This is a genomic window from Variovorax sp. DAIF25 (genome assembly GCF_050711835.1).
Taxonomy (GTDB): Bacteria; Pseudomonadota; Gammaproteobacteria; order Burkholderiales; family Burkholderiaceae_C; genus Variovorax.
In genome coordinates this window covers 1088968-1102246 of sequence record NZ_CP136636.1, presented here as the reverse complement: position 1 = coordinate 1102246, position 13279 = coordinate 1088968, and the positions used below count along the sequence as shown (strand labels likewise).

The 13279-nt window shown below is 68.5% G+C and carries 11 protein-coding genes; 3 read left to right on the top strand and 8 right to left on the bottom strand.

Going from position 1 to position 13279, the window contains the following annotated elements; genetic code table 11:
• Nucleotides 1-14: 14 nt before the first annotated feature.
• From R0232_RS04970 to R0232_RS04940, 7 genes are read right to left on the bottom strand one after another with little or no spacing between them, the layout of a single operon-like run.
• The gene (locus R0232_RS04970; RefSeq protein WP_431511410.1) at nucleotides 15-917 is read right to left on the bottom strand and encodes an alpha/beta hydrolase family protein; all 903 of its coding nucleotides are present in this window, start codon (nucleotides 915-917) and stop codon (nucleotides 15-17) included.
• A 57-nt stretch (nucleotides 918-974) separates the two neighbouring features.
• Complete coding sequence (locus tag R0232_RS04965; protein WP_208509314.1) at nucleotides 975-2171, bottom strand: acetyl-CoA C-acyltransferase; 1197 nt, start codon at nucleotides 2169-2171, stop codon at nucleotides 975-977.
• Nucleotides 2168-2584, bottom strand: a complete 417-nt coding sequence (locus tag R0232_RS04960) for an endonuclease domain-containing protein (protein ID WP_208509315.1) — start codon at nucleotides 2582-2584, stop codon at nucleotides 2168-2170. The genes R0232_RS04965 and R0232_RS04960 overlap by 4 nt, the downstream gene beginning before the upstream one ends.
• 60 nt (nucleotides 2585-2644) lie before the next feature.
• Nucleotides 2645-5044, bottom strand: coding sequence for a 3-hydroxyacyl-CoA dehydrogenase/enoyl-CoA hydratase family protein (locus R0232_RS04955; RefSeq protein ID WP_431511409.1), 2400 nt, complete (start codon nucleotides 5042-5044; stop codon nucleotides 2645-2647).
• A gap of 37 nt (nucleotides 5045-5081) precedes the next feature.
• Nucleotides 5082-5516, bottom strand: coding sequence for a DUF2147 domain-containing protein (locus R0232_RS04950; protein WP_093354021.1), 435 nt, complete (start codon nucleotides 5514-5516; stop codon nucleotides 5082-5084).
• Nucleotides 5517-5557: 41 nt separating this feature from the next.
• Nucleotides 5558-7354, bottom strand: coding sequence for an acyl-CoA dehydrogenase C-terminal domain-containing protein (locus R0232_RS04945; RefSeq protein WP_431511408.1), 1797 nt, complete (start codon nucleotides 7352-7354; stop codon nucleotides 5558-5560).
• A 59-nt stretch (nucleotides 7355-7413) separates the two neighbouring features.
• Entirely contained in the window at nucleotides 7414-8106 is a 693-nt protein-coding gene (locus R0232_RS04940) for a TetR/AcrR family transcriptional regulator (protein ID WP_431511407.1), read from the bottom strand.
• Between the two features lie 256 nt (nucleotides 8107-8362).
• On the opposite strand from R0232_RS04940, the gene R0232_RS04935 reads away from it, so the two are divergent.
• The 3 genes from R0232_RS04935 (at nucleotide 8363) to R0232_RS04925 (ending at nucleotide 12473) form a co-directional block, all read left to right on the top strand.
• Nucleotides 8363-8875, top strand: a complete 513-nt coding sequence (locus tag R0232_RS04935; RefSeq protein ID WP_431512860.1) for a sigma-70 family RNA polymerase sigma factor — start codon at nucleotides 8363-8365, stop codon at nucleotides 8873-8875.
• Between the two features lie 70 nt (nucleotides 8876-8945).
• Nucleotides 8946-9959, top strand: a complete 1014-nt coding sequence (locus R0232_RS04930; RefSeq protein ID WP_431511406.1) for a FecR family protein — start codon at nucleotides 8946-8948, stop codon at nucleotides 9957-9959.
• Between the two features lie 129 nt (nucleotides 9960-10088).
• Entirely contained in the window at nucleotides 10089-12473 is a 2385-nt protein-coding gene (locus R0232_RS04925) for a TonB-dependent siderophore receptor (RefSeq protein ID WP_431511405.1), read from the top strand.
• Nucleotides 12474-12502: 29 nt separating this feature from the next.
• Here the strand turns inward: R0232_RS04925 and R0232_RS04920 are convergent, their stop codons facing one another.
• On the bottom strand, nucleotides 12503-13261 hold the full coding sequence (locus tag R0232_RS04920; protein WP_296794388.1) for an SDR family oxidoreductase: 759 nt from the start codon (nucleotides 13259-13261) through the stop codon (nucleotides 12503-12505).
• Nucleotides 13262-13279 lie beyond the last annotated feature (18 nt).

Genomic DNA, 13279 nt, shown 5'->3' with positions numbered 1-13279 from the left:
TCCGGCGCGCGGCCTCAGGCAGTCGTGTGCGGGACGCCCGCGGCCGGCGATGTCAGCGCGCCCAGGCGATGCAGCTTGTCGACCGTGGCGGGCCACAGGCTCTGGCTGAACTGCTCGCGGAAGAAGCCGAAGTGGCCGATGCGCCGCGCCTGCACGTCGGCCGGCGCGATGCGTTCGATGGCGCGCGGCGCCTGGTCGTAGAAGCTCACCAGGCTGTGCGTGCCGGCCAGCGTCATCAGCTCGTCGTCGGTCATCGACAGCGCGAGCACCGGGAAGCGCACGCGGCTGTAGCTCTTCCGCGCCAGCTCGCCCTCGGCGCCCACGCTGTAGCGCGGGTTCAGGCACCAGCGCCGCCATTGCAGGATCACGCCGCGCGGCAGGTCACCGACCTTCCTGAGCTTGCGGCCCGGGAAGTAGCCGCACAGCCGCGTGACCAGCGGCACCAGCACGAACCAGAAGTAGAGGATGCTGCGCTTGAGCCGCGGCGCGTTCTCGCGCCAGTAGCCGCTGCCGGCTGCGATGCTCACCAGGCCGTCGACCTGCTCGGGGCGCTGCAGGAAGCCCGGCAGCTGCGCGCCGAGGCTGTGGCCCAGCAGGTAGAGCGGCTGCGCGGGCAGCGCGGCCTTGGCGGCGTCGATGACCGCCTCGTAGTCGCGCGCCCAGTCGAACAGGTCGGCCTCGAAGCCGCGCAGCGAGGCGGCGCCGCGCGAGTCGCCCGAGCCGCGGTAGTCGAAGGTCCAGACGCGCAGCCCCTGGCCCGCGAGCCAGCATGCGAAGGCTTCGTAGAAGGACTGGCGCACGCCCATGGCGCCACCGATCACGATGCTGGCGCGCGACGCGCCCGCGGGTTCGTAGCGGCGCACCGCCAACTGCTGCGCGCCACCGTCGACCGGAAGCTGCTGCTGCGTCTGTTCCATCACTGTCCTGTCTCCTGGTTGCACCGGCACTCGTCGCGTTGCCTGGTGCGTTATCGATCAGACGCGCTCGAAGATGCCGGCGGCGCCCTGCCCCATGCCCACGCACATCGTGACCATGCCGTACTTGAGCTTCTCGCGCTGCAGTGCGTGCACCACGGTGGCCGAGCGGATCGCGCCAGTGGCGCCCAGCGGATGGCCCAGCGCGATCGCGCCGCCCATCGGGTTGACCTTCGACGGGTCGAGCCCCAGGGTGTTGATGACCGCGAGCGACTGGGCCGCGAAGGCTTCGTTGAGCTCGATCCAGTCGATGTCCTGCTGGCTCAGGCCGGCATAGCGCAGCGCCGCGGGGATCGCCTCGATCGGGCCGATGCCCATGATGTGCGGCGGCACGCCCTTGCTCGCGAAGCTCACGAAGCGCGCCAGCGGCGTCAGGCCGAACTGCTTGACCGCCTTCTCGCTCGCCAGGATCAGCGCGCCCGCGCCGTCGGAGGTCTGCGAGCTGTTGCCGGCCGTGACCGTGCCGCGCGCGGCGAACACGGTGCGCAGCTTGGCGAGGCCTTCGATCGAGGTGTCGGGGCGCGCGCCTTCGTCGAGGTTCACGGTGCGCGTGGTCGCGATCGCTTCGCCGCTCTCGAGGTCGGGCGCGCGGTCGGTCACCTCGATCGGCGTGATCTCGTCCGCGAACTTGCCGGCCTTCTGCGCGGCCAGCGCCTTCTGGTGCGAGGCCAGCGCGAATTCGTCCTGGGCCTGGCGGCTCACCTTCCACTGCTGCGCGACCTTCTCGGCCGTCAGGCCCATGCCGTAGGCGATGCCCACGTCGCCGTCGCGCTCGAAGATGGACGGCGACAGCGAGGGCGAGTTGCCCATCATCGGCACCATGCTCATGCTCTCGACGCCGGCCGCGATCATCACGTCGGCCTCGCCGACGCGGATGCGGTCGGCCGCCATCTGCACCGCCGACAGGCCCGAGGCGCAGAAGCGGTTGACCGTGATGCCGCCGACGCTGGTCGGCAGGCCCGCGAGCACCGCGCCGATGCGCGCGACGTTCAGGCCCTGCTGCGCCTCGGGGATCGCGCAGCCGCAGATGATGTCCTCGATGGCCTTCGGATCGAGACCGGGCACCGCCGCCAGCGCGGCCTTCAGCGTGGTCGCGAGCAGGTCGTCGGGACGGTGGTTGCGGAAGTAGCCGCGGTGCGACTTGCCGATGGGGGTGCGGGTGGCCGCGACGATGTAGGCGTCTTGTACTTGTTTCATGGAAGGCTCCTGGATTTGGCTCCTTCCCCCTCTGGGGGAAGGTCGGGATGGGGGCACGCGGCCGTCAATTCGGCGAGTCGGTTGACGATCGCCTGCAGCACCCCTTCAAGATTGACGAATGGATCGTTCGATCCGAAACGCAGCACATCGAATCCCTGGGCACGCAGGAAGGCGTCGCGCCGAGCGTCGTAGTCTGCTTGCGCCTGATGCTGCGATCCATCGAGTTCGACGATCAGCTTCGGATGGAGGCATGCGAAGTCGGCGATGTAGTTGCCCAGCGGATGCTGCCGGCGGAACTTCACTCCCAATTGCTCGCCACGCAGGCCGCTCCAGAGCTTGCGCTCCGAGTCGGTCATCTCGCGCCGCAAGGCGCGGGCGTTCCGCTGTGCATTGGGAGAGGATTGGTTCTGCATGGGCTGCTTGCCCCCATCCCGGCCTTCCCCCAGAGGGGGAAGGAGGAAGAGGGGTCCGCATCAGTTCCGCACCGGCTTCCCCGTGCTGAGCATCCCCATGATCCGCTCCTGCGTCTTGGGGTGCACGATGAGCGAGCAGAACGCCTTGCGTTCCAACGCCATCAGGTATTCCTCGGTCACGAGCGAGCCCGCGTCCACGTCGCCGCCGGTGACCACGTTCGCGATCAGGCTCGCGATGTGGAAGTCGTGCGCGCTGATGAAGCCCCCGTCGCGCATGTTCACGAGCTGGCCCTTGATCGTCGCGGCGCCGCTGCGGCCCGCCACGCGGAAGCTGCGGCGCAGTGGCGGGCGGTAGCCGGCGTCGGCCATGGCCTTGGCCTGCTGCAGCGCCACGTAGAGCAGCTCGTCCTTGTTCGGCACGATCACGTCGCTGTCGAGCAGGTAGCCGAGCTTCCTCGAATCGAGCGCGCCGGTGCCCACCTTGGCCATCGCCGCGGCCGTGAAGCCCTCGGTGAGGAAGGGCAGCAGGTCGGTGCCGGTCGAGGCCGAGGCGTTCTCGGCCGCGCGGCGCGCGATGTAGGTCAGGCCGCCGGCGCCGGGGATCAGGCCCACGCCGACCTCGACCAGGCCGATGTAGCTTTCCATCGCCGCCACGCGCTTCGACGAGTACACGGCCAGCTCGCAGCCGCCGCCCAGCGCCAGGCCGCGCACGGCCGAGACCACCGGCACGTTGGCATAGCGGATCTTGAGCATCACGTTCTGGAGCTCTTCCTCCGCGCCCTCGACCGCGCCGATGCCCGCGACCACGAAGGCCGGCAGCATCGCCTGCAGGTCGGCGCCGACCGAGAACATCTCGTCGGGCGACCAGATCACCAGGCCCTTGTATTCGGCCTCGGCGAGCTCGACCGCGGCGCCGAGCGCCTCGGCCACGTCGGGGCTGATGGCGTGCATCTTCGAATGGATGCTCGCGATCAGCACCTCGCCGTCGAGCGTCCACACGCGCACGTCGCCTTCATCGCTGATCGTGGTGCCGGCCGTGCTGGCATCGACCGCGTTCGCGCCGAGCACGCTCTCGGGGAACAGCTGGCGCGCATGCACCGGCAGCTTGCGCTGCGGCACGAACTTGTTCTGCGAGGCGCTCCACGAGCCTTCGGGCGTGTGCACGCCGCCGGCCTCGGCCACCGGGCCTTCGAACACCCACTTGGGCAGCGGCGCGCTGCTCAGCGCCTTGCCGGCGTCGATGTCGTCCTGCACCCACTTCGCGACCTGCGCCCAGCCGGCTTCCTGCCAGAGCTCGAACGGGCCCTGCTTCATGCCGAAGCCCCAGCGCATCGCGAAGTCGATGTCGCGCGCGCTCTCGGCGATGTCGCCCAGGTGCACGGCCGCGTAGTGGAAGCCGTCGCGCAGGATCGCCCAGAGGAACTGGCCCTGCGGTCCTTCGCTCTCGCGCAGCAGCTTCAGGCGCTCGCCCGCGGGCTTCTTGAGCATGCGGCCGTAGACCTCGTCGGCCTTCGCGCCGGCAGGCACGTAGTCGCCGCTCTGGAGGTCGAAGCGCAGGATGTCGCGGCCCACCTTCTTGAAGAAGCCGGCCTTGGTCTTCTGGCCCAGGTTCTTCAGTTCCAGCAGCTTGGCGAGCACCGGCGGCGTCGCGAAGTTGGCGTAGAAGGGATCGGTCTCGGCGTTCAGGTTGTCCTGCAGCGTCTTCACCACGTGGGCCATGGTGTCCAGGCCCACCACGTCGGCGGTGCGGAAGGTGCCCGAGCTCGCGCGGCCCAGCTTCTTGCCGGTGAGGTCGTCCACCACGTCGGGCGTGAGGCCGAACTTCTCGACTTCCTTGAGCGTGGCCAGCATGCCGGCGATGCCGACGCGGTTGGCGATGAAGTTGGGCGTGTCGTGCGCGCGCACCACGCCCTTGCCGAGCGTGCTGGTGACGAAGGCCTCGAGGTCGTCGAGCACCTGCGGCTGCGTGGTGGGCGTGTTGATCAGCTCCACCAGGAACATGTAGCGCGGCGGATTGAAGAAGTGGATGCCGCAGAAGCGCGGCTTCAGTGCTTCGGGCAATGCCTCGCTGAGCTTGGTGATCGACAGGCCCGAGGTGTTCGAGGCCAGGATCGCGTGCTTGGCGACGTGCGGCGCGATCTTCTTGTAGAGATCGAGCTTCCAGTCCATGCGCTCGGCGATCGCCTCGATCACCAGGTCGCACTCGCCGAGCAGGTCGAGGTTGTCGTCGTAGTTGGCCTGTTCGATCAGGCCCGCATCGGCCACGTCGCCCAGCGGCGCGGGCTTGAGCTTCTTGAGGTTGTCGATGGCGCGCGTGACGATGCCGTTCTTCGGGCCTTCCTTGGCCGCCAGGTCGAACAACACCACCGGCACGCGCACGTTGACGAGGTGGGCCGCGATCTGCGCGCCCATCACGCCGGCGCCGAGCACGGCGACCTTCTTCACTTGAAATCGGGACATGTTTGGTATTTCTTGGATAGGTTGCGCGCAGGCTTGCTTACTGCACGCGGTTCCAGGTTTGGGTGCGCCAGAAAGGACCCAGGTAGCCGCGCACTTCGAGCTTCTTGCCGCCGTCGATCGGCGTGAAGCTGGCGCGGTATTCCTTGCCGTTCTCGGGGTCGAGGATCTTCCCGCCCTCCCAGACGTCCTTGCCGTCGGCCTTCTTGCCGCCGCGGATGATCTCCAGGCCCGCGATCGGCTGGCCCTTGCGGTCGTCCGAGCATTCGTCGCAGACCGCATCGGGCTTGCCGTCCTTCTTCAACGACTTCTCGATGCGGCCCAGCAGCGCGCCGCCGGCCTCGCCGATGCGGATCTCGGCCTTGGCCTCGCCGGTCTTGTCGTCGACGTTGCGCCACAGGCCCACCGGGGTGGTCTGGGCCAGGGCCGTGACCGAGGTCGCGACGAGGACGAGGGCTGCAAGCGTTGCTTTCATGGTCGGCTCCGGGAAGTGGTCGAAGAGGGGAAGACGCGGACTCAGGCCAGCGCGGCGTCGGTGTCCATCAGCACCTTGCTGCCGGCACGGGCCGTGCGCATCAGCGTCGCGGTCTCGGGGAACAGCTTGGCGAAATAGAAGCGCGCGGTCTGCAGCTTGGCGACGTAGAACGGATCGGTGTTGCCGGCCGCGATCTCGCGCAGCGCGACCTGCGCCATGCGGGCGAACAGGTAGCCGAACACGAAGTGGCCGGTCACGCGCAGGTAGTCCACCGCGGCGGCGCCCACTTCGTCGGGGTTCTGGAAGCCCTTGAAGCCGATCTCGGTCGTGAACTTGGTGAGCTGGTCGCCGAGGCCCGCGATCGGATTGATGAACTCGGCCATCTTCTCGTTCACGCCCTCTTCTTCCACCAGCTTCGCGACCAGCTTGCCGAACTTCTTCAGCGAGGCGCCGTTGTTGCCCAGCACCTTGCGGCCCAGCAGGTCGAGCGACTGCACGGTGTTCGTGCCTTCGTAGATCATGTTGATGCGGTTGTCGCGCACGTACTGCTCCATGCCCCATTCCTTGATGAAGCCATGGCCGCCGAAGACCTGCATGCAGGCATTGGTCGCGATGTGGCCGTTGTCGGTGATGAAGGCCTTCACGATCGGCGTGAGCAGCGCGACCAGTTCGCCGCTGTCCTTGCGCACCTTCTCGTCGGGATGGTGGTGCTCCTTGTCGAGCAGCAGGGTGCAGAACACCTGCAGCGCGCGGCCGCCCTCGGCATAGGCCTTGGCGGTCAGCAGCATCTTGCGCACGTCGGGGTGCACGATGATCGGGTCGGCTTCCTTGTCCTTGGCCTTCACGCCCGACAGTGAGCGCATCTGCAGGCGGTCCTTGGCATAGGCCAGCGCGTTCTGGAACGCCACCTCGGTCAGGCCCAGCGACTGGTTGCCCACGCCCAGGCGCGCAGCGTTCATCATCACGAACATCGCGGCCAGGCCCTTGTTGGGCTCGCCCACCAGCGAACCGGTGGCGCCCTCGATCACGATCTGCGCGGTGGCGTTGCCGTGGATGCCCATCTTGTGCTCGAGGCCGGAGCAGAAGATCGGGTTGCGCTCGCCGAGCGAACCGTCGGCCTTGACCTTGAACTTCGGCACCACGAACAGGCTGATGCCCTTGCTGCCCTTGGGCGCGTCGGGCAGGCGGGCCAGCACCAGGTGGATGATGTTGCCGGCCATGTCGTGCTCGCCGGCCGAGATGAAGATCTTGTTGCCGGTGATGCGGTAGCTGCCGTCGGCCTGCGGTTCGGCCTTGGTGCGCAGCAGGCCGAGGTCGGTGCCGCAATGAGGTTCGGTCAGGCACATGGTGCCGGTCCATTCGCCGCTCACCAGCTTGGGCAGGTAGGTCTTCTTCTGCTCGTCGGTGCCGTGCGCCACCAGGGCCTCGTAGGCGCCGTGCGAGAGGCCCGGGTACATGGTCCAGGCCTGGTTCGCGCTGTTGAGCATCTCGAACAGGCACTGGTTGACCACGAAGGGCAGGCCCTGGCCGCCGAAGGCCGGGTCGCACGACAGCGCGGGCCAGCCGCCCTCGACGTACTTGGCATAGGCCTCCTTGAAGCCCTTGGGCGTCTTCACTTCGTGCGTGGCCTTGTCGAGCACGCAGCCTTCCTCGTCGCCGCTGATGTTGAGCGGGAAGGTGACTTCGGCCGCGAACTTGCCGGCCTCCTCGATCACCGCGTTGATGGTGTCGGCGTCGGTCTCGGCGTGCGCGGGCAGCGCCTTGAGTTCCTCGGCGACGTTGAGCACTTCGTGCAGCACGAACTGCATGTCGCGCACGGGTGGGTTGTAGCTGGGCATCCGGAACTCTCCTGGTCGAACTGAAAGATGAAAGGGAAAAGGAAAAAGGTGCCGCGCGCTCAGCGCACGGTCTTGAGGCGGCGCACGCGCGAGGGCGCCGCGGGTGCCGCCGGGGAAGGCGTGCCGGCCGCCGCATAGCGGCCGAGGATGTTGTCGAAGCCGGTGTTGGCGCGGGCGATGGAACCGGGCACGCGCAGGAAGCGGGCCTCGTAGTGCAGCGCGAGGATCAGGCCGTGGATCTCGAACGCGACCTGGCGCTCGTCGGCGTCGGCGTCGAGGTGGCCCTCCTCCTTCGACTGCACGATCGCGCGCAGCACGGCGGCCTGCCAGATCGAGACCGACTCCACCAGCGCGTCGCGCACCGGGCCCGGGCGGTCGTCGAATTCGGAGGCGCCGCTGATGTAGATGCAGCCCGAGTCGATCTCGGTCGAGGTGCGCTTCATCCAGTTGGCGAACATCGCGCGCAACCGCGGCAGGCCGCGATCGGCCTCGATGGCGGGGAAGAACACTTCCTGCTCGAAGCGCGCGTGATACTCGCGCACCACCGAGATCTGCAGCTCCTCGCGCGAGCCGAAATGGGCGAACACGCCCGACTTGCTCATCTTGGTGATCTCGGCCACGGCGCCGATCGACAGGCCCTCGAGCCCGATCTGCGCGGCGAGCGCCAATGCGGCGTCGACGATCACGGCCTTGGTCTGCTGGCCCTTCTGGGCGGCGCGGGCCGGCTTGGCGGAAACGGCATTGACGGACATCGTGAGGTTCCAGACAAAAACGAACGGTCGTTCTATTTTGCAGGGGCTTTCGATTCTTCGCCGGCAAAGACCTTGAGCCGGAAAAGGTTATCAACGAAAAGCAACCCGCCGATGACAACCGGCGCCCAAGGCCCGCCGCGCGGGGCTTCGCCGATAATGAGAAGAGTTCCCATCCACGATGCGCGCAAGGTCAGCCGCCGCCACATCCCAAGCCAGCCTGTCGACGGAACGCTTCCTTCCATGGCATGGGTCGATCGTGCTCGAGCGCTACTACCGCGAACTGCTGAACTTCCTTTCCCGCTCGGTGAACGACCGCGATGCCGCGGCCGACCTGGCGCAGGAGAGCTATGCGCGCGTGCTCGCGCTACGGCAGTCGGGCGAGGCGATCTCCAACGTGCGCGCGCTGCTCTACCGCACGGCGCGCAACCTGGTGATCGACCGGCACCGCCGCGCCGTGTTGCGCGACCACGAGGACATCGACGCGCTGGCCGATGCCGACCACGCGATCGCGCCCCGGCATGCGCAGCCCGAGGAGGCCTATGCGTCGGCGCAGCATGCCCAGGCCATCCTCGCGGCGATCGAGGCCCTGCCGCCGCGCTGCCGCGAGGCCTTCGTGCTGAACCGCTTCGAGGGCCTGTCGCACCAGGAAGTGGCCGAGCGCATGGGCATCTCGAAGAACATGGTGGCGCAGCACGTGATCCGCGGCGTGCTGGCCTGCAAGGCCTGCGAGGACGCCTTCGGCACCGGGACCAGCGACCACAATCGATAGCGCGTCGCCGCGCCGACCTCCACTTCGAGGCCGCTCGAGCGTCTACATCCAGAACAGAGAATTTCCCCGCATGACCGTGTCCCCGCCCCCGCCCACCGACCCCGTGCCGGACGCCGAACGGGCCGCCGCGCACTGGCTGGTGCGCCGGCAGGACGGGCTGGCGCCGGACGAGGCGACCGAATTCGAGGCCTGGCTCGCGGCCGCGCCCGCGCACCGCGCCGCCCTCGAGCGGCTCGAGGGCACCTGGCAGCGACTCGACACGCTGCCCGCCGCCGAGCTGGCCGCGCTGCGCGCGCGCACTCGGGCCGCCACGCAGCCGCGCCGCGGCTGGCAGGGCACGCGCCGCTGGATGCCGCTGGCCGCGGCGGCCTGCGCGCTGTTCGTGGTGGCGGGCGGCTGGGTGCTGTGGCAGCAGCAGCCGGTCTATGCCAACAGCTTCGCCACCGCGCGCGGCCAGCAGCTCGACGTGCAGCTGCCCGACGGCAGCGTGCTCCGGCTCGACACCGCCACGCGCGCCGAGGTGACGCTCTACCGCCAGCGGCGCGAGGTGCGGCTGACCGAAGGCCAGGCCCATTTCAGCGTGCAGGCCGATGCCGCCCGTCCCTTCGACGTGCTGGCCGGCCCGCTGCGCATCACGGTGGTCGGCACGCGTTTCGCGGTGCGCCACACGCAGACCGGGCTCGACGCCGGCGGCGTGCGCGTGACGGTGGAGGAAGGCCGCGTGCGCGTGGCCTCGGCCGACCCCGCGGCCGGTGCCGAGTCGCGGCTGCTGGGCCCGGGCGAAGCCGTCGCCGCCGACGCGGGCGGCCGCCTGCGCAGCGCGCCCGCCGCCCCAGCCGCGGGCGCCCTGCTCTGGCGCGAAGGCCGCGCCAACTTCGAGAACACGCCGCTCGCGCAGGCACTGGCCGAGTTCGAGCGCTACGGACCGACCGGCCTCACCGTGCGCGACCCCGCGGTGGCAGCGATGCGGATCAACGGCAGCTTCGACCTGCGGCAGTTCGGCGCCTTCGCCAAGGCGCTGCCGCAGGTGCTGCCGGTGCAGCTGCAGCCGCGCGACGGCACGACCGAGATCGCGCCGCGCTGACACCCAGCCAGCCCCGCGCCTCGATTTCTTCAAGAAAATTCGCGACGGACCTCCACTGCGCCGGAACTGATGCGTCTGCATGGGTAGTTCTTTCCACATCTACCCATCGATCTTCCGGAGTCCGCCTTCATGCCGCACCCGCGTTTCCGTCCCGCCGCCACCGCTTTCGCGGCGACCCTTGCCCTCGCCGCCTGGGGCACCTCGCCCGCCAACGCCCAGCCCGCGCCCGCCATGCAGGCGGCAGCGGTCTACCCGATCGCCCTGCCCGCGCAGCCGCTGGGCTCGGCGCTCAACGAGCTCGCGCGCCAGGCCCGGCTGCAGCTGATGGTTCATCCCGACCTGGTCGCCGGCAAGCAGGCGCCGGCGGTGTCGGGCAGCCTCACGGCCGGCCAGGCGCTGGAGCGCCTGCTCGCGGGCAGCGGCCTGGGCGCGAGCCTCGACGGCAACGCGGCGGTGATCCGCGCCATGCCCTCGGCCGCGGGCGGCGCGACGCTGCCGCCGGTGGTGGTGAACGCTTCGGCCATCGACGCGACAACGGAGCTGCAGCAGGACGGCAGCGCCGCCGACGGCTACCGCGCGAAGACCGTCTCCTCGGTCGGCGCGCTCGGCAGCATGGCGCTGCAGGACACGCCGTTCTCGATCAGCGTGGTGCCGCGCGAGCTGATACAGAACATCCAGGCGCAGTCGCCCGACGACATCTACAAGCTCAATCCATCGACCCGCTCCGCCGTCCCGCAGATCACGAGCTGGTCGCCCTCTGTCAACATCCGCGGCTTCAACGGCTACAACACGGCGGAAGACGGCCTGCGGCGCCTCTACAACCACGCGGCGGTGGTCGAGGACAAGGAGCGCATCGAAGTCCTGAACGGCCTTTCCGGCTTTCTCTTCGGCGCGGCCCAGCCCGGGGGCATGGTCAACAACGTCTACAAGCGTCCGACCGTCGAGCGCCTCAACAGCCTCACGGTCGGCAACTACGGCGGCAGCCAGACCTACGTGCACGGCGACTTCGGCGGCCGCTTCGACGAAGCCGGCCGCGTCGGCTACCGGCTCAACGTGGTCAAGCAGGAAGGCGGCACGGCCGTCGACGACCAGAAGATCAACCGTTCGCTGGTCAGCGCCGCCGTCGACTGGCACGTGACCGACAAGCTGCTGCTGGAATTCAACGCGGTCTACAACAAATACCGGACCTCCGGTTCCTCCGCCTACTGGTACTTCAACGGCGTGCCGCACGGCCGCGCCCCCGAGGCCCGGAGAAACTGGGGCCAGCCCTGGGTCAACGACGAGTTCGAGAACACCAAGCTGATGGGCAAGGCGACCTACAAGGTCAACGACAACGTCACGCTGCGCGGCGCCTACATGCGCGACAACATCGACCGCCCGGTGCAAGACCACACGCTGAACAACGTGAGCTCGCTGGAGGGTTTCACCCAGAACCGCCAGCGCGTGGCTGGTTCCAAGGATGCCTTTGAAGCCGCCTCCGCCATGGCCGACATCAGTTTCAACACCGGCCCCATCGCGCACAAGCTGACCCTCGGCTACTACATGTATTCCGACAAGTCGTGGAGCTCGGATTACTACCCCAGCACCGGCTACGAGGGCCCCTATCCCTTCTTCGCGCCCACCTACGTGCCCGAAGCGGTGTTTCCCCCGAACACCTACGGCAGCTACTACGCCGGGCGCGTGAGCAACACCAACCATCTCATCGGCGACAACATCCAGTTCAACGACCAGTGGTCACTGCTGCTGGGGATCACGCGCAGCAACATCCGCAGCCAGAGCCTCGACTCCAGTGGCGCACGCACGCAAGCCGACTACGACAAGAGCCGCAGTTCGCCCTCGGTCTCGCTGGTGTTCAAGCCCGTTCCCTGGCTGACCACCTACGCCAGCTACATCGAGGGCCTGGAGCAGGGTGGCATCGCGCCGGACACCGCCTCCAACGCCCGCGCCATCCTGGCTCCGATGGTCAGCAAGCAGAAGGAGATCGGCATCAAGGCCACGGTCGGCGAGCTGCTGCTGACCACCGCCCTGTTCGACATCGAGAAGGCCTACGAGTACACCGACAGCAACAACGTCTACGCGCAGAACGGCCGCCAGAACCACAAGGGCATCGAGTTCAGTGCCTCGGGCAAGATCACGGACAGATGGACCGTGGTGGCCGGGATCACCTCGCTCGATGCGAAGGTGAAGGGCTCCGAACTCGACGGCAAGATGCCGCAGAACGTGGCGAAGGTCATCGCCAAGTTCTACACCGAGTACGAGCTTCCCGTGCCCGGCCTGACCCTGACCGGCGGCATCTACTACACCGGCAAGCAATGGGCCGACGACGCCAACACCGACCGCCTGCCAGCCTTCACCACCGCCGACCTCGGCCTGCGCTACGCCATGAAGCTCTCTGGCCGGCCGCTGACCCTGCGGCTGAACGTGAACAACGTCGCCAACAAGAGCTACTGGCTCAACAGCTACTACGTGGGGACGCCGCGCAGCGTGGCCTTCTCGGCGCAGATGCCGTTCTGAGCGGCATCCGCGCCATCCCGGTGCCAGGATCAGAAGTCCTGCGCCACTGGCCGCAGCACGACCTCGTTGATGTCCACGTTCGCCGGCTGCTCCACTGCGTACACCACCGCGCGCGCCACCGAGTCCGAGGGGATCTGGCTGGCCTCGTAGAAGGCCTGCACGCCGGCGGCGGTCTCGGCATCGGTGGTGCCGAACTTCAGTTCGGACTCGACCGCGCCGGGCGAGACGATGGTCACGCGGATGCCGGTGTTGCCGACCTCCACGCGCAGGCCTTCCGAGATGGCGCGCACCGCGTACTTGGTGGCGCTGTAGACGGTGCCGATCGGCGTGAACACCTTGATGCCGGCGATCGAGGCCACGTTGACGATGTGGCCGCTGCCCTGCGCCTGCATGCGCGGCAGCACGGCGGCGATGCCGTAGAGCACGCCCTTGATGTTGACGTCGATGGTGCGGTCCCATTCGTCGACCTTGAGCTTCTCGAGCGGCGACAGCGGCATCACGCCCGCGTTGTTGACCAGCACGTCGATGCGGCCGAAGGCCTCGACGGTGGCGGCGGCGAGCCGCTCGAGGTCCTCGCGCTTCGCCACGTCGGTGGCGACCGCGATGGCCTCGCCGCCGGCTTCGCGGATTTCGGCGACCACCTTCTCGAGGCGGTCGGTGCGGCGCGCGGCCAGCACCACCTTCGCGCCGCGGGCGGCCAGGTGGCGGGCGGTGGATTCGCCGAGGCCGCTGCTGGCGCCGGTGACGATGGCAACCTTGCCGCGGATGTTGTCTTGAACGGAAGTCATGGTGTTTTCCTTGGGGTG